This window comes from Rhodococcus ruber NBRC 15591, assembly GCF_001894945.1.
Lineage (GTDB): Bacteria > Actinomycetota > Actinomycetes > Mycobacteriales > Mycobacteriaceae > Rhodococcus > Rhodococcus ruber.
Map to the genome: position 1 here is coordinate 69,058 of NZ_BCXE01000036.1, position 15,900 is coordinate 84,957.

Consider the following 15,900-nt stretch of genomic DNA (forward strand, 5'->3'; position numbering starts at 1 on the left):
CGTCTTTCACCCAATTTTCTCGACGACCGCGGCCCGCAACCGCGGAGGGACCGGCGGTCCGGCTTGCCGGAACAAGCCTAGCCGACCGCGACGACGCGACCGTTCCGGCTTCCGAGGGGCGGACGCTCAGCCGGGCAGCGCGCCGACGGCCGGCCTCGACGCCCCGAACTTCGAGGCGAGTTCGCGCCGGGCGGCCCGGTCGCCGGCCCGCTCGAGGAACCGCCTGCCGGTGCGTGTGCGGGCCACCACCGTGGAGGCGACGACGTTCTTGACCAGCACCGGAGGAACGGCCCAGGCCGAGGTGACGGGCAGATCCAGCTCCCGCAGGCTCTGCGTGCCGAGGAAGTACCGAAGCATACTCAGCAGGCGCTGCCGCTCGTACCGGCCGCGCACGTCCCCGAACCTGCCGTGGTCGAGGGTCCGCTGGCCCTCCACGAGGGCCCCGGACAACGCGGCACCCGCGGGCGTGACGTCGTCCTGCACCAGCAGCACGTGGTAGTTGAACACGTGCTGCTCGCGTTCGGTGTCGAACAGCCAGTCCTCGTCGATTCCCATGAGCCATCCGACGTACTTCCACAGGTGCATCACCGCCCGCGACTCCTCACGGGTGACGAAGTACCCGAGTGCCCGCATGCCGAGCAACAGCGTGCCGTTGAACAACCCGAGAGTTGCCGCCTGGTCGGTCTGGTTGATCGGCAGACCCCAGCGCTCGACGTCCCATCGGCCGTTGGTCTCGAACTGGTGGTTGATCAGCGCATGCATCGCGCGCACGTGCACGGTGAGCTTGAATCCCTCACCGTTCCTGCGCATCCCGCCTGGCTCGCCGACCGCGGTTCCCCATTTCTGCGTTTCGCCGAGGCGCCGCATTGCGGTCGAGCCGGTCAGGCCCCCGGTCTCGACGAGCAGATCCGGCGGCCCGCCGAACCGATAGCCACCGATGAGCGACAACTGGAGCAGCACGTCGATGCGGCTGCGGCCCATCCTGCGAAAGGCCCGGGCGCCCTTCTCCAGCAGGTCGAAGTCCACCCACTCCGGGACGTCGTCGACCACGGCGAAGAACCGTCGCAGCGCCTCCGGGGCCTCCGGCACCGCGTCGATGCCGTGCTCGAGCGCCCGATGGAACTGCGCCATGCTCACCCGTTCGGCGTCCGTCCGGGGGCGGCGCATCGCGCGCACCAGATCGGCGCCCACCTCGTCCCGGGCGAACATCCGGCGGCCGATCCGATCGAGCAGTTCCTCGTCGACGGCGCCGATCCGCGCGTAGGCGCGCAGTGGGCGTCCGATGCGCTGGTTCCTGGGCCGGATGCCCGCGTACCGGCGCGGGTAGCGGGCCGCCTGCGCGTCCTGTCGAATCTCGTGTGCCACCATGAGCCGATGCTGACACGAGCAAATACTCGCGTTCAATTCGCGTCCGGGGGGCGCCGATGAGGCCGGCGGAGCAGAGCCGGCTGCGCCGGGTGCCACGGCAACGCCGCTCCCAGGCGATGGTCGAGCGCATCGTGACCGCCGGCCGGGAGGTCCTGCTCACCCACGGATACGAGGGCGCCTCCACCAACCGGATCGCCGCCGCCGCCGGTATCAGCCCCGGCTCGCTGTACCAGTACTTCCCCGGCAAGGACGCCATCGTGGCCGAAGTCGTCGACCGGTGGACCGAGGAGGTTCAGGCTCGCATTTCGCACGTGTTCACCGATGCGCTCGACGCCCCCACCTGGACCGAATCGGTGCGGACCAACATGCGCGTACTCCTCGAGGCACTCGGCGAGAACCCCCGGCTGCTGCGCGTGCTCGTCGAGCAACTCCCCCGCACGCCGGACAGCCGGCTGGTCGCGTTCGAGCACCGCATCGACGCGCTGCTGGCCATGTGGCTGCGCTTCAATCCCGGCCGGCGCCGGATCGAGCATCCCGACGCCATCGCGTGGATGCTCGTCCGCACCGTCGAGAACGTCGCGGTCGGTTACGTGCTCGATCAGCCACCGATCGAGCCGGAGGTGGTCGCGGACCAGCTGACGGCCATGATCACCGCCTATCTCAAGGAGATTCTGGACTGAGCGCCGCCCGTATCCTTCCCGACGATCTGTCCGCACGCCTCAGCAGTTGCTCCGGCAGCGTCGCAGCTGGCCGGCCAGGTATCGCCGGGCGCGGCGATGCCCACCCGCGCTGGCGAGTTCGAGGTCCAGCGCGTTCAGGAGCGTCGCGAGCAGGCTCGCCTGCGGGGCCCAGCCGCGCCGGTTCCGGCACTCGGCGAGCCACTCGACCGGACCCCGGTGACCGCGGTCGGCGTTGCACCGCCGGCACGCGGCGGCCTCGTTGGCCGCGATGCTGGGACCGCCCTTGACTCGTGGCACGAGATGTTCGGTGGTCGGCGGAATCAACGGTCCGAACCGTCGGCCACACCACAGGCAGCAATCGTCCTGTCGTTCGACGGCGAGCGTGAGTCTGGCGGCGCGGTCCACCTGTCGATCGTGACCGAGTCGCTCCCCGAGCGCCAGTGCCCCCGCGGACCACGATGCAGGGCGAGCGTTGTCGTCCCGTTCGCTCAGGGATCACAGGCGCTTGCAGAAGTGGCGCCGGGACACCCCGTGGCGGAGATCACTTTCATCCGGCAGACATTCGCGTTCTCCGCACCGTACCATCTTGCGCGGGTGGGGTTCCGGGGGGATACGACATTCGAGGCGTCCGAACGAGCATTCGGGAACTGGACGGTTTCACGAGCAGTCTCCCCCGTGCATCACGTCGTTGTGCAAGTTCGGTTCCATCAAGGGGGGTCATGCATTCTCGCCACACCGTCGTCACGTCCGGACATGCACTGCTGGACGGGCTGGCCACTTCATGCGTCGAGCGCCCCGATCGGATCGCGGTGACCGATCTGCGCTCGTCGTCGCAGCACGCTTTTTCCGACATCCAGCACGCGGCCGAGTCCGCACGGACACACCTGCACCAGCTGGGTGTACGGCCAGGCGACAACGTGGTGGTGACGCTGCCGCTGAGCGTCGAGCTGATCGCATACTGCTACGGCGTATTCCTGGTAGGAGCAGTCCCCGCGTTCCTCGACCCCAACCAGCCCCCCGACACGCTGGCCGCGTGCCTTGCCGACCTCGATGCGCCGGTGTGGGTCTCCGAACTGCCCTGCCCCGGAGCGGATCTCTACGACGGCATCGTCTGCACCCCGACGAGCACCGGCTTCGACAGCGCTCGTCTCGGTACGGTTCTGCCCGACCCGAGTCGGAGCGAAATGCAGTGGGACATCGCCGATACCGTGCTGCTGCTCTACACCAGCGGAACCACGGGCATCCCCAAGGGAGTGCCGTGGACCTCGCGCGAGCTCGCCTCGCAGATGCGCTACTACCGCAGCGACGAGATCTCCTCCGAGTTCTGCCTGTTTCCACACCTGGCTCTGGTGGCCGTGGCCATGGGCCGACGCGTGGTGTTGCCGGACCTGGCCACCGTCCAACCCGCTCGCCTCGACGTCGCCGCGTTCTACCAGCAGCTGGCCGTCTCCGGCAGCGACTACCTGTTCGCTTCGCCACTGGTGTGGCATCGCCTGATCACCCATATGGATCAGCATCACCTGCCCGCCCCGGCGTTGCGACGGGTGGCCACCGCGGGGTCGGCCATCGGCGCCCGGCTGGTCGAACGCATGCAGGACAGGCTCGCCCCGGCCGAGGTCGTGGTGCCGTATGCGAGCACCGAAGTGTTGATGCCGATCACCCTGATCGGCGCCGACGAGCACGTGTACCGTTCGAAGCTCGGAACCTGGACCGGCATGGGCACCCCGCTCGGGCGGCCGCCCGCGGACATGGACGTCGCTGTCGTCGAATCGCAGTTCGAGGGGCCGCACTTCGACGTAGCGCTCGACGGCCTCCCTGCCGACAGGACCGGCGAGATCGTCGTTTCCGGCGCTCGGGTGAGCACCACCTACTTCCACCGCGACGACGCCGTGCGCACCGCCAAACTGCGCGATACGCGAACCGGTGAGATATGGCACCGCACAGGCGATTTCGGCTACATCGACTCCTCGGGTCTGGTGTGGTACCTGTGCCGCAGAAAGGACGTCGTCGACTCCCCACACGGCCCGATCCATCCCGATGCGCTCGAACAGATGTGGAACATGGTCACCGGGTTCCTGCTCAGCGCAGTGGTGTATCTCGAGGATCTCGACCGCCTGTTCTACGTCTTTCCCCACGACGAGGATCCTCGCGCCGTCGACCTCGGCACCATGGCAATCCTCGCCCAGCGGCTGCACTTGCCACGGCCCACCCCGGTGCACCTGTCCACCGCGCTACCGACCGACCCGCGGCACAACAGCAAGATCGACCGCGGGCGACTGCGCCGCGTCGTCGAGCACCTCGTCGCGACGGAGGGCCTGTGACCACTACTTCGACTCCGTCGCTGCGTTCGACACCGCCGGCCTGAACGGTCCGGTTCGCGGCTGTGCCGTCGGCACCGGTTTCGGCACCTCCGACTGCTCGAGGCCGGCTACCCGCTGTTCCGACGGCAGCGTGGACGTGCTCGACCGATTTCGGCTCGACTGCGCCGAGGCCGGTCTGCCCTACGCCACCGCACCCGGCCCTCACCTCAGCCAGCTCGTCAGGCTGCCGATACCCTGCCGACCCTCGATGGGTCGACAACTCCACACCCCGGACGCCCCGACCGCGCCCGTGGACGAGCGCGCGGTCAGCGGGCGGCGTTCACCGACTCGGGAAAAACCATGCGGCCGAGCACAGTGCGCATTTCGGCGAGAAGAGCCGGGTCCACGCCGGCGAAGTGCCGGTCCGACACCTCCTCGCTGAGCCGGCGCGCTTCGTCGCACAGCTTTCGTCCCTCGTCGGTGGCGACGACGAGTTTGTTGCGCCGGTCGCCCGGGTCGGCGGTGCGGGCGACCAGATTCCGGTTCTCGAGTTCGTCGACGATCGCGACGATCTGGCTGGGGTCGAGTCCCATGTCCGCGGCGATGCGGCGCTGCGCCACACCGGAGGGTTCGTCGCACGCGAGGGAGAGCACCGTGTAGGGGCGCACCCGCAGCCCGAGTGGGGCGAGAGCCTCGTTCACCGATCGCACCACCATCGCACTGGCACGCGTCAGCAGAAATCCCAGGTCGTCCTCGAGGACGCGTCGACGTTCCATTCCGAGAGCCTTTCGTCGCGACCCTCAGGATAACAGTTCCTCAATCGTTGACATTCTCAATAGTAGATGTTCCTATGTGATTGGGAGTTCATCAGCTCGAGCAACGGAGGATCTCGTGGACCTCAGCAACAAAGTCGCCGTCGTCACCGGTAGCGGGCAGGGCCTCGGCCTCGCCTACGCCGCCGAGCTGGCACGTCACGGCGCCGCGGTCGTGATCAACGACGTCGACCGGGGCACCGCCGATGCCGCCGTCGCGACGATCACCGCCGCGGGCGGACGCGCCGTCGCCGTCGTCGCCCCCGTCGGTCCCACCGAGACGGCTCGAAAACTCGTCGCCGCCGCGGTCGAGCACTTCGGCCGCCTCGACGTGATGGTGACCAATGCGGGCATCCTGCGTGACAAGGTGCTGTGGAAGATGACCGACGACGACTTCGACGCCGTGATCGACGTGCACTTGCGCGGCACCTTCACGTGCGTGCGCGAGGCCGTACTGCGCTTCCGTGAGCAGGGCGAGGGCGGGCGCATCATCGCCATCGGATCCCCGGCCGGGCAGCGCGGCAACTTCGGGCAGACCAACTACTCCGGCGCCAAGGCCGCGGTGGTCGGGATGGTCCGCACCTGGGCGATGGAACTGCAGCGCGCCGGGATCACCGCCAACGCGGTGTGCCCCGTCGCCGTCACCGCGATGACCGAGACCGTGCCGATCTTCGCGCCCTACATCGAGCAGATGAAGCAGACCGGCGAGCTGCCCGCGGTGATCCGCCGCGAGGTCGGCATGGGCACCCCGCAGGACGTCGCCGGCCTGATCGCCTTCCTCGCCTCCGACGACGCCGCCGACATCACCGGGCAGGCGTTCTCCGTCGGCGGCGACCGCCTGGCGCTGTGGTCGCATCCGCAGCTGACCGCCACCGCCTTCCACGACGGCGGCTTCTCCGCCGACGACGTGGCCGCGCAGTGGCCCATCGTGTTCGCCGACCGCGTCGAGTCCGTCGGCGAGGAATTCCCCGAGGAGGTGCTCGCCAAGTGAGCCGCTACGAATACGGGATCGACTTCGAGGCGATCGAGGCGATCGACATCCACACCCACGTCGAGATCGACGGCTGCGGACACCGCTCCATGGACGACGAACTGATGGCCGCCTCGGAGAAGTACTTCAAGTCCGGCGAGGAACGCACCCCCACCATCGACTCCATCGCCGAGCACTACCGGCAGCGGAACATGGCCGCCGTCGTGTTCACCGTCGATGCCCGGTCCGCCACCGGCCACGCCCCCAACTCGGTCGAGGAGATCGCCGAGCTCGCCACCACCCACAACGACGTGCTCATCCCCTTCGGCTCCGTCGACCCGTTGCAGGGCAAGGCCGCTGTGAAACGGGCGCGCCGCCTGGTCGACGAGTACGGCGTCAAGGGCTTCAAGTTCCACCCCAGCATGCAGGGCTTCGAGCCGAACGACCGGCAGTTCTACCCCCTCTACGAGGCCCTCGTCGAGGCCGGCGTGCCCGCCCTGTTCCACACCGGCCAGACCGGCATCGGCGCCGGACTGCCCGGCGGGCACGGCATCAAGCTGCGCTACTCCGACCCCATGCTGCTCGACGACGTCGCCGCCGACTTCCCCGACCTGACCATCGTCATGGCCCATCCCGCGGTACCGTGGGTCGACGCGCAGATCTCCATCGCCACCCACAAGGCGAACGTCTACATCGACCTCTCCGGTTGGTCGCCGAAGTACTTCCCGCCGCAACTGGTCAAGGCCGCGAACACGATGCTGCGCCGCAAGGTGCTGTTCGGCTCCGACTTCCCCGTCATCCAAGTGGATCGATGGCGCAACGATTTCGCCACTCTCGACATCAAACCCGACATCGCACCGATGATCTTCAAGCAGAACGCACTGCGCGTTCTCGGCATCAAGCGCTGAGCACAGGAGGCCCCATGACCGTCCCCGCCACCTCCATCACCCACGTCGCCACCTTGGCCGACCTCGAGGCACTCGTCGGGCAACCGCTCGGCGTCAGCTCGTGGATGGCGATCGAGCAGGACCGGATCCAGACCTTCGCCGACGCCACCGACGATCATCAGTGGATCCACCTCGACGTCGAGCGGGCGAAGAAGGAGAGCCCGTTCGGCGGTCCCATCGCCCACGGTTACCTGACGCTCTCCCTGATCATCCCGATGTGGAGCGAGGTCCTGAAGGTCGACAGTGTCACCATGGCCGTCAACTACGGCCTGAACAAGGTCCGCTTCACCAGTCCCGTGCCCGCCGGCGGCAAGGTCCGCCTCGACGCGACGCTGAAGTCGCTCGAGAAGCTGCCGAAGGGCGGCGTCCAGATCACGATCGACGGCATGATCGAGCTCGAGGGCAGCGAGCGGCCCGCCGTCGTCGTCGAGGCGGTCTACCGCATGTTCGAGTAGCGCCCGTTGCCTGCAACCGAGCGAATGTGACCTTCTGTCGGCTGAAGGGCACATTCGCTCGTTCCAGGCCGCCTCACGGCCGGACGAACGCGGGCAGCAACGTCTGCGCGACCCGTTCGTTCCAGTCGGCGGCGATGCCGCCACTGCGCGCCCGTTCCGCGAAGTAGGCGCCGACGATGCAGTCGAGGAAGGTCTCGACGTCGAGGTCGGTCCGCACGGTCCCCCGGGCGATGTGGCGCCGCACGACCTCCGTCAAGGTGCGGCGGTGTCGCACGAGCACCGAGCGGATGAGATCGGTGAACGCGGGATCCGCATCGGTCACCAGCGCGGCGAGACCCCCGAAGCCCACACCGCCGTCGACCGAACGCAGGGACTGCTCGGTCAGCCACGTCAGCACCTGCTGCGCGGTGGCATCCGGTGCGGGAGGCGACGGTTGCGCGATCGGTTCCATCACCGCGGTGAGCATCTCGTCCCGGTCGCGGTAGCGACGGTAGATGGTGGTGCGGGCCATGCCCGTGTGTGCGGCCACGGCCTCGATCGTCACCGCCCTAGGCCCCTTGCGACGCAGCAGCTCGAGCACGGCGTCGGCGATGCGTTCCTCCGGCGTGGCAGTGCCCTCACCGACCGCAGTGCCCTCACCCGACCGCATGCACCCCTCCGTCCGCCGTCCCGACTTCGACGATCATCCTACAACAGCGCTACACTCTCTGTAGCTACGCAACATGTAGCGATTCGAAGAGAGGTGCGCACATGAAGATCTCGAACTCGTTCGCCGGAGCGATCGCCCTGATCCTGGGCATCGCCACCATGACCGCGTCGGTGTGGTTCGACACCACCGCCGTCGGCTCCGGCGTCACCCTCGGACTGGGGGCCATCGCCGCGATCTACGCCCTGTGGTCGCTGATCGCCCGCGACCCCACCAAGGACCACTGGTCCCTGTCCGTCGTCGGCCTGATCCTGTTCATCTCGCCCTGGATCGGACAGTTCGCCGGCGACGGAGCAGCCTGGACCGCGTGGATCGCGGGTGCGCTCATCATGCTCGTCGGCAGCAGCGCCTACCTCGCCGACGAGTTCGCCGACGTCACGGCGTCGACCCAGGGACGGTCCCCGATCACGGAAACTGTGGTCCTCGACCGGAAGTAGTGGCCAAGCACGCGGAAGTGTCCACTCGACCGGTGACCGCCCCGATCAGCACGGACACATCCTCGGGAATGCTGTTTCCGCGCCACGCCACGTGACCGTCCGGCCGCACGAGTACGAGATCGGCCTCGTAGACGGCGCGCACCGTGGCGTCGTCCACGGCGAGAACCTGAATGGGCATGTTCACCGCGGCTGCAGCATCGACCAGTTCCGTCGCGGCGTCCTCGCCGACGAAGCTGACGATCGTGAACGTGTCGCGGTAGGCGTCGAGCATGGACCGGCCGTCCGGCAGCCGCACGTGCGGTGCGCGTGCGCCGGGAAGAGTGGTGGGGATGTAGGTCGAACCGTCGTTGTCGGGAACCGCACGGTCGTCCCGGACGATCACCGGCGAGGCGTAGACATACCCCATTTCCACGCCGAAGCTCTCGTGCTCACCGGTGTGGGAAGCGAAGTACTCCTCCAGGGCGTGCCGGTGCTCGTCTGCTTCGGTGGTGTCGGCTTCGACGAGTTCTGGGTCGACGAGCTGCTGGGCTTCGACGTGGACGCCGAGATGGCGGAACGACCAGTCCCGGGCCATGACGGCAACCGGTCGGCGCTCGGTTTCGTAGCTGTCGAGAAGGTCGTTGCCGCCGTATCCCTGGAGGACTGCGGCGAGCTTCCATCCGAGGTTGACGGCGTCGGCGATGCCGGTGTTCAGTCCGTATCCGCCGGTGGGGATGACCTCGTGGGCGGCGTCGCCGGCGACGAACAGCCGACCGAGGCGGTACCGGTCGGCGACGAGTACGTTCGCGTGCCACACACTGCTCTGCAGGACCTCGTCGACGTCGAGGTGCCGGCCGCAGACCGCGTCCAGCAGTTCCTGCTTGTCGATGTCTTCGGTCCGCACACCGTCGGTGATGGCGCTGGTCTGCAGCGTCCACGTGTCGCGTTCGTCCTGGGCGATGATCGCGCCGACTCCGCCGCCGACGAAGAAGGTGTGCCAGAACTGGCCGTGCGCGTGCAGGGTTTCGAGATCCCGGGACTTGAAATGCACCTGGCAGAACGTGATGACGCCGCGCTCGCCCTCCATGGTCAGCCCCATGGCGCGCCGCACGACCGAGGCGGCGCCGTCACATCCGACGACGTAGTCCGCCGCGAGTGTGTGGACGGTGCCGTTGACCGGGGAGGTGATCTCGATCCGGGCACCGCCGTCGTCCTGGGTGACGGCGGTGACGCGCCCGGGCCGGAGCACCTCGATGTTCTCGTCCGCGAGACAGCGGCGCATGAGCAGCTTCTCGACCTCGATCTGGGTGACCCGCTGCCAGGCGTGCGCCGGTGTGGTGCCGTCGTTCCTGGACGCGATCCACTCGGACATCTCGTCGACGGCGGGGTACTTCCAGCGGCCCACCTGCCGGCCTGCCATCGAGGTGCAGAAGACGACATCGTGCGAGTGCTCCGGGGCGACGCCGACCGAACGGATGTCGTCGACGAGACCGAGCCGGTCGAGAAGCTCCATGCTGCGCGCATTCGTCAGGTCCATCTTCGGAAAGCGGGTCGTCTGCGGAGCCTGTTCGACCAGGGTGCTGCGGATCCCGTGCAGGCTGAGTTCGAGCGCGAGAATCATCCCCACCGGGCCCGCGCCGGAAATCACCACCGGTCGCCGCGACGACACATCGATCGCCGCAGCGACGTCCGTCGACGACGGCCCGGGGCGCACCGAATCCTGTTCCGGCTCGCGACTTGTGGGATGGCTCATGACGATTCCTTTCGAGGTGTTCCGCCCGTACGCGGCCGTGGAGTACGACCGGGCGTGTGGGATGCGCAGGGTGGGACGAGGTGGCGTCACCGAGTCGGGTGGCTGCCACCGGTAGGTCCGCGGCGGCAGCCGCCTCCCGGTGTCAGCGCGCGGCGACGACCGGGCTGGGATCCATGAAGATCAGGTACTCGGTCACCTTCCCGTCCTCGATGCGGGTGCGGGTGACCGCAGGAAGGGTGAACGTGGTGCCGTCGTTCATCGTGTACGTGACGTCCACGCGCAGGGCGGTGACGTTGCCGGCGCACCACTGTTCGAGGATGACGTGCTGCATTCCGGCGACCGATCCCAGGTAGGACGCCACCCACTGCTGGATCGCCTCGCTTCCTTCGACCGGGTCGTTGTTCCCCATGCGGAAGTGGCAGTCCGTGGAGAAGTAGCCGAAGAATCGGGCGATGTCGGTGTCGGCAGCATGGAGAAGGCTACGGGTGATCTCGAGGGCGGTGGCATCGGGGGAGGTCGTGTCCGAGGTCATGGCGTTCACTTCCGTTGCGGTGGAGGTGCTCGTACGTCGCGCACCTGGAGGGCATGTCGGAGACCGATCCGGGTGTGTCAGAGCAGCGGGTCGGCGACGGGGAGGTCGAGGGTGAAGCGACCCATCGTTTCCGACGCGGTGTCGATGTCGAGGAAGGCATGCACCGCCAGGACGCTGAGGTCACGATGGAAGCGCTGGATCGGTGAGGCGGTGCGGAATCCGTCGCCGCCGATGCCGCGCACGATGTCGTTGAGTGCATTGCGGCACAGGTCGGTCATGTACGCCGCCTTCAGTTTCATTTCGGCCCGATCCTGCGGATCCGACTGCTCGGGACGCTGTGCGGTGAGGCGTTCGAAGAAGGCGCGCAGGAGAGTCTCGGCGGCGTCCGCCGCGGCAAGGGCACGGCCGAGCCGCATCTGGGCGGCCTGCTTGCCGGCAGCCTTCTCCTGGCTCAATGTTCCCTGCCGCTGACGGGTGCGGTCGATGAAGGCGTTCGTCGCTCCCCGCATGGCCCCGACGACGACGGGCGTCACCTCCGCCATCGCGAAGGGCAGGAACGGCAGGTGGTACATCGGGTTGTCGTGGAGCAGCATGCCCGGCGCCGCGCCGGCGAGGGCGAGGTCGAACGGACCGGTCCGGTAGTCGGGGACGAACACGTCCTCGACGGAGACGTCGTTGCTGGCGGTCCCGGCCATGCCGGAGATGTACCAGGTGTCGTGGATCTCGACCTCACTGCGAGGAACGAGGAACCACAAGGGCGCCGGCGGGCGACCCTCCTCGAGGGAAACTCCGGCGAAGGTGAACCATTCGGCGTGAGCGGAGCCGGAGTTCCAGGCGGTCTGACCGGTGATCCGGTAGCCGCCCTCGACCTTCTGCACTCCGCGCAGTGGAGCGGCAGTGCCGGCGGTGAGGGTGTAGGGCTTGTCCGCGAACACCTCTCGCTGTGCCTGCTCGGTGAAGATGTTCACCCGCCATGCCGCGCCGATGTAGAAGGACGTGACCCACCCCGTCGACGGGCACACGGCGCTGATGGCGCGAACGATGTCCGCTGCGACATCGAGACCGAGCTCGAGCCCGCCGTACGCTTTCGGTGTCAGCGTCGCCAGGATCCCCGAGTCGATCAGGTCGGTGATCGTCTCGTCGAGCGGCGCCCGGTTCTCCTCGGTTTTCTGGGCGCGTTCGGCCAAGACCGGCACCAGGTCGTTGACGCGGCTCATCAGTTGATCGGCGGTGATGTCCATGGTTTCCTCGCTTCGGGATGGGTGGTCGAATTGATCGCAGAGAGCTGACCCACTCCGGCACCGCACACCTCGGGTGCGCGAAATCGACTGGATCGGAATGGATTCGGACGAAGTCGGTGGTCAGTGTGAGCGTTCGTGATACTCGTCGGGTGCTACGAGGGTGAGGCCGTAGCTGTCGGCCAGTGCTTCGGCGTCGTGGGGACCTGCGGTGTTCACCGGGTCGCCGATGCCGTCGAGTTCGGCGAAGACCGCACCGGAGTATTCCGGCCGTGCCAGATCGGTCAGCGCAAGCGCGCAGGCGGCGACCGTCCGTCGCTCGCACAGGACACGCGGATCCACCCGGACGGGGACGAGATGCCCGGGCCTGCTGAGGTCGTCGACGCTCGAGCGCGGATCCGCGAGCACCCGGGCGGTGCGAGCCCGATCTGCCCCGGAGATGCCGGTGGTGACTCCGGCCGAAGCGTCGACGGCAACACATTGGCCGTATGCGCATGCCGACGGCGCGCGCGAACTCGGAGTGGCTTCGGGCAGACCGAGCCGGTCGCAGTCCCGCTCGTGGAGGGCCACTTGGACGAATCCCGTGCTGTGTCGAATGACGAAGGCCATCTGCTCGGTGGTCACGGTGCCTGCACACCCGACGAGCACGAGACGAGCACCGTGCCGCAGGATGATCAGTTCGCCTCGTGCCAGGGCGCGCATGCCCTCGGCTGCAGTCGACCACAGGGTCCGCGGGTCAGCGGCGTATGCAACGGAGGCGGTCATGACTTTCCTCTCCTCGAGGGTGTTCGGCGCTGGGGAACAGGGGCAGAAGCGATAGACGCTGCCGACCGGAACTGTCCGGTTACACCATTTCCAGCGCGCAGTGGGTGCCGAAGGTGCGGCGGTGATAGGTGAGGGGGTCGCTGTCGTGCTGCTCGGCGGCGACGACATTGCCCAGCACGATCATGTGGTCGCCGCCTTCGAGGATCCGTTCGACGGTGCAAGCTACCCATCCGGCCGCACCGGTGATCCGGGGCAGGTCGTGGTCGATGTCCCAGCGAACCCCGTGGAACTTGCCGAGGCCGTTCTTGGTGGCGAATTTCAGGGCGGCGCTGTGTTGGTCACTGGACAGGATGTTCAGGCCGAACCTGCGCGACTCGGTGACGAGTTCGAGGGTTTCGGACCCCCGGTCGAGGGAGACGAGGACCATCGGAGGGTTCATCGACAGCGAGAGGAAGGCGCTGACGGTGGTGCCGACGGGCAGCCCGCCGTTCATGGAGGTTGCGACGGCGACGGGGGTGGCTACGTGCGCCATCACGTTCTTGAAAGTTTCCTGGAGCGAAGTCAACGGACGTGTCCTTCGATCGACCGCGGGACATGCCGCGGGCCTGGAGGATGGGGCGCCGGGACCCGCTTCGACTGCTCTCACCACGGTGGCCGGCTGTGTTCTAGGACACAAGTAGACCGCACGGGTTGCGCCTTGCGCATTGGTGCGCAGCCTAAGGTTGCGCACCAACCTTGGTTTCCAGACCAAACTGCAGACGCAGGATGCCGGTACTGCCGAGCGCTACTCTCGGGCGAGCGGATCTCCGCGAAGCCACTCGTGAATGCGGAGCGCCGCACGCAGGTCGGTGGTCGTCTCCCCCGAATGACCACACAGATTCAACGCCTTGTGCACGCGATAGGTCACCGTGTTCTTCGAGATATGCTCTGCCGCAGCCACCTTGGACAGACTGTGATCCATGTCGAGATAGCGGCGCAGCGTCGACCGAAGCTCCGCCATGCGAGGTTCGCGCTGCGCGAGCGGGCCCAGCAGCCGCGACGCGAACTGGTCTGCCGCGTCCGGATCCGACAGGAGCAACACCTCGAGTGCGACGTGTTCGTGGGCCACGGTGCAGGGACCCCGGCCCGGGTGAAGGCGGATCAGTCGTTCGACCGCCTTGGCTTCGGCATGGCTTCGACGGAAGCCCTCCACCCCGACCCCCGTCTCCCCTACCGTGACGAACACGTCGTCGAACGTGGGGAGGGCACCCCGGTGCGGCGAACTCCCGGGGCGCACGGTTCCCCACGCCCATACCGTCTGGAGCCCGACCGGTAGTACCAACGAGGCCGACGCGGTGCCTCGCTCCCGCAGGACGGTGTCGACGACGGTGCGCAGATCCTGGGTGGAGTGCGGTCCGCCCCACGCGACGAGCGCAATGTGGGGGCCGGCGAGCGGATAGCCGAGAACCTTCTCGGCGTGGACCCGATCGACATCCTCGGCTCCCAGGATCTGGTTCACCAGATCGAATCGGGCCGCAGACACCCCCGCGGCCCAGACGCTTTGCTCTGCGATGAAAGCGGAGGCCGCCCCGGCCGTGAAGTCGTCGTGCACCTCGAAGAGCAACACCGAGATCCGCCGGAGTTCGGCACTGCTCTCCGTGGGCGGAAGCAAGAGAGTCGCCGCGTCGAGAAAGGCCGCGGCCAGGACGGCGTACCCCACGCGAATGGTACGCAGCAGGTCGTCGAGCTCCATACCTCGTCGGGCGAAGTCCCGGGCGATCTCGTCGACCTCGGCACTCGCCAGCGTCGTGTCGGACTCGCCGAGACCGGCCACCATCATCAGTGCGCGCAGTGCGGTGGAGGTGGTGGCTCGACGGATGGCCACCATGACAGCCGCCTCGTCCGCCAGGGCCGGAATCTTCCGGGCAATCCTGGCGGCGATGTCCTGACCGACCTCGACCGCCCAGGTCACCGCCCCGTCCCCGAGAGCCTCCCTGACGCGCTCGGCATCCGGGCTCAGCCACTCGCCCTCGGGCTGGGGTGCACGTGCTCCCGAGAGCTCATATGTCCAATGCGGCACTTCGGCATCCTTCCGATCCGGGCCGAGCACGGTGAGCACACGACTCTATTGGGCTCCAGACCAACTCTGTCCGGATTTCTTGGCTTCCAGCCCGTAGCCGCACAAGGCGACATCGGATGGAATTGTGCAACAGATCACATGACAGAGACCACACCACGAACCCGTCCCGGCAGCGCCGTCGCTTCCCCAGACGGCAGCGTTCCCGTCCTGAGCACGCTGTTGCCCGGAGCGGCCCCCGTGGCGGTCCGCCCGGATTCGCCCGAGGTCTCGCACCGACGACCACGTTCAGCTCCGAAGGAGACACCGATGACCTCCACACCGAAGTTCGCTCACGTTGTGCTGCAGACCAGTCGTTTCGACGAGATGCGGGACTGGTACTGCGCCGTCCTCGACGCTCACGTGGTCTACGAGGGCCACGGCCTGTGCTTCATCACCTTCGACGAGGAGCATCACCGCGTTGCTCTGCTCGGCGCCCCCGTCGAACTGGCGCCGCGCAACCCCGGAGCCGCCGGCATGCACCACACCGCCTACACCTTCGACACCCTGCAGGATCTGCTCGACCGCTACGACAGGCTCAAGGCCGAGGGGATCGAACCGAAGGTGCCGATCCAGCACGGGGTGACCACGTCGCTGTACTACCAGGACCCGGACGGAAATTTCGTCGAACTGCAGATCGACAACTTCGCCACCCCGGAGGAGGCGACCGAGTACATGCACGGGCCGGAATACGGCAACAACCCCGTCGGTGTGTCGTTCGTCCCCGAGTTGATGCGTGAGGCGCTCGCGATGGGCACCCCGGTCTCGGAGATCACCACCCATGCCTGGGCTCTCGAGACCAGCCCCCATCTGCCCGATCCGATGGTCGCGCTCACCAGCTGACCCGACGGTCTCTACCGATA

Annotated in this window: 17 protein-coding genes; 7 read left to right on the forward strand and 10 right to left on the reverse strand. The window is 67.6% G+C overall.

Features of this window, described 5'->3' with window-relative positions:
- Window positions 1–126: 126 nt before the first annotated feature.
- The gene (locus RR3_RS21795) at window positions 127–1,368 is read right to left on the reverse strand and encodes an oxygenase MpaB family protein (protein ID WP_040273621.1); all 1,242 of its coding nucleotides are present in this window, start codon (window positions 1,366–1,368) and stop codon (window positions 127–129) included.
- A gap of 116 nt (window positions 1,369–1,484) precedes the next feature.
- On the opposite strand from RR3_RS21795, the gene RR3_RS21800 reads away from it, so the two are divergent.
- The gene (locus RR3_RS21800; protein ID WP_010594969.1) at window positions 1,485–2,048 is read left to right on the forward strand and encodes a TetR/AcrR family transcriptional regulator; all 564 of its coding nucleotides are present in this window, start codon (window positions 1,485–1,487) and stop codon (window positions 2,046–2,048) included.
- 39 nt (window positions 2,049–2,087) lie between these two features.
- Here RR3_RS21800 and RR3_RS21805 read toward each other — a convergent pair whose 3' ends face one another.
- A complete protein-coding gene (locus RR3_RS21805) occupies window positions 2,088–2,453 on the reverse strand; it encodes an HNH endonuclease (protein ID WP_010594968.1) in 366 nt (121 codons plus the stop codon).
- Window positions 2,454–2,767: 314 nt separating this feature from the next.
- On the opposite strand from RR3_RS21805, the gene RR3_RS21810 reads away from it, so the two are divergent.
- Window positions 2,768–4,369 carry an AMP-binding protein gene (locus RR3_RS21810; RefSeq protein WP_064066511.1) on the forward strand — a complete coding sequence of 534 codons (1,602 nt, stop codon included), beginning with the start codon at window positions 2,768–2,770 and terminating at the stop codon, window positions 4,367–4,369.
- A 305-nt stretch (window positions 4,370–4,674) separates the two neighbouring features.
- Here the strand turns inward: RR3_RS21810 and RR3_RS21815 are convergent, their stop codons facing one another.
- Window positions 4,675–5,124 (reverse strand): MarR family winged helix-turn-helix transcriptional regulator, encoded by a 450-nt coding sequence (locus RR3_RS21815; protein WP_010594966.1) that lies wholly within the window; start codon window positions 5,122–5,124, stop codon window positions 4,675–4,677.
- Window positions 5,125–5,239: 115 nt separating this feature from the next.
- Here RR3_RS21815 and couN point away from each other — a divergent pair, with 115 nt between their 5' ends.
- The 3 genes from couN to RR3_RS21830 are packed head-to-tail and all read left to right on the forward strand — an operon-like array spanning window position 5,240 to window position 7,532.
- On the forward strand, window positions 5,240–6,151 hold the full coding sequence (couN, locus tag RR3_RS21820) for a 4-hydroxyphenyl-beta-hydroxyacyl-CoA dehydrogenase (protein ID WP_010594965.1): 912 nt from the start codon (window positions 5,240–5,242) through the stop codon (window positions 6,149–6,151).
- Window positions 6,148–7,038, forward strand: coding sequence for a 4-hydroxyphenyl-beta-ketoacyl-CoA hydrolase (gene couO, locus RR3_RS21825; protein WP_064065599.1), 891 nt, complete (start codon window positions 6,148–6,150; stop codon window positions 7,036–7,038). Before couN ends, couO begins: the two co-directional genes overlap by 4 nt.
- 14 nt (window positions 7,039–7,052) lie before the next feature.
- Window positions 7,053–7,532: a MaoC family dehydratase gene (locus tag RR3_RS21830; protein ID WP_064065598.1), complete on the forward strand. Its 480-nt coding sequence runs from the start codon at window positions 7,053–7,055 to the stop codon at window positions 7,530–7,532.
- A gap of 73 nt (window positions 7,533–7,605) precedes the next feature.
- Here the strand turns inward: RR3_RS21830 and RR3_RS21835 are convergent, their stop codons facing one another.
- Window positions 7,606–8,181, reverse strand: a complete 576-nt coding sequence (locus RR3_RS21835) for a TetR/AcrR family transcriptional regulator (protein WP_064065597.1) — start codon at window positions 8,179–8,181, stop codon at window positions 7,606–7,608.
- A gap of 101 nt (window positions 8,182–8,282) precedes the next feature.
- Here RR3_RS21835 and RR3_RS21840 point away from each other — a divergent pair, with 101 nt between their 5' ends.
- Complete coding sequence (locus tag RR3_RS21840; RefSeq protein ID WP_064065596.1) at window positions 8,283–8,675, forward strand: SPW repeat domain-containing protein; 393 nt, start codon at window positions 8,283–8,285, stop codon at window positions 8,673–8,675.
- On the opposite strand, the gene RR3_RS21845 is transcribed toward RR3_RS21840, so the two are convergent.
- The 6 genes from RR3_RS21845 to RR3_RS21870 all read right to left on the reverse strand — a co-directional run bounded on the left by RR3_RS21845 (window position 8,644) and on the right by RR3_RS21870 (window position 15,001).
- Window positions 8,644–10,407, reverse strand: coding sequence for an FAD-dependent monooxygenase (locus RR3_RS21845; RefSeq protein ID WP_082900261.1), 1,764 nt, complete (start codon window positions 10,405–10,407; stop codon window positions 8,644–8,646). The two genes, RR3_RS21840 and RR3_RS21845, sit on opposite strands and share 32 nt — an antisense overlap.
- Window positions 10,408–10,549: 142 nt before the next feature.
- Entirely contained in the window at window positions 10,550–10,939 is a 390-nt protein-coding gene (locus tag RR3_RS21850; protein ID WP_017681858.1) for a nuclear transport factor 2 family protein, read from the reverse strand.
- 77 nt (window positions 10,940–11,016) lie between these two features.
- Window positions 11,017–12,180, reverse strand: coding sequence for an acyl-CoA dehydrogenase family protein (locus RR3_RS21855; protein WP_017681857.1), 1,164 nt, complete (start codon window positions 12,178–12,180; stop codon window positions 11,017–11,019).
- 120 nt (window positions 12,181–12,300) lie between these two features.
- Window positions 12,301–12,942 (reverse strand): 3,4-dihydroxy-2-butanone-4-phosphate synthase, encoded by a 642-nt coding sequence (locus RR3_RS21860; protein ID WP_017681856.1) that lies wholly within the window; start codon window positions 12,940–12,942, stop codon window positions 12,301–12,303.
- A gap of 79 nt (window positions 12,943–13,021) precedes the next feature.
- On the reverse strand, window positions 13,022–13,474 hold the full coding sequence (locus RR3_RS21865) for a flavin reductase family protein (protein ID WP_017681855.1): 453 nt from the start codon (window positions 13,472–13,474) through the stop codon (window positions 13,022–13,024).
- A 252-nt stretch (window positions 13,475–13,726) separates the two neighbouring features.
- Window positions 13,727–15,001 (reverse strand): PucR family transcriptional regulator, encoded by a 1,275-nt coding sequence (locus RR3_RS21870; protein WP_026138031.1) that lies wholly within the window; start codon window positions 14,999–15,001, stop codon window positions 13,727–13,729.
- Window positions 15,002–15,307: 306 nt separating this feature from the next.
- On the opposite strand from RR3_RS21870, the gene RR3_RS21875 reads away from it, so the two are divergent.
- Window positions 15,308–15,880 (forward strand): VOC family protein, encoded by a 573-nt coding sequence (locus RR3_RS21875; RefSeq protein WP_064065595.1) that lies wholly within the window; start codon window positions 15,308–15,310, stop codon window positions 15,878–15,880.
- Window positions 15,881–15,900: the final 20 nt, after the last annotated feature.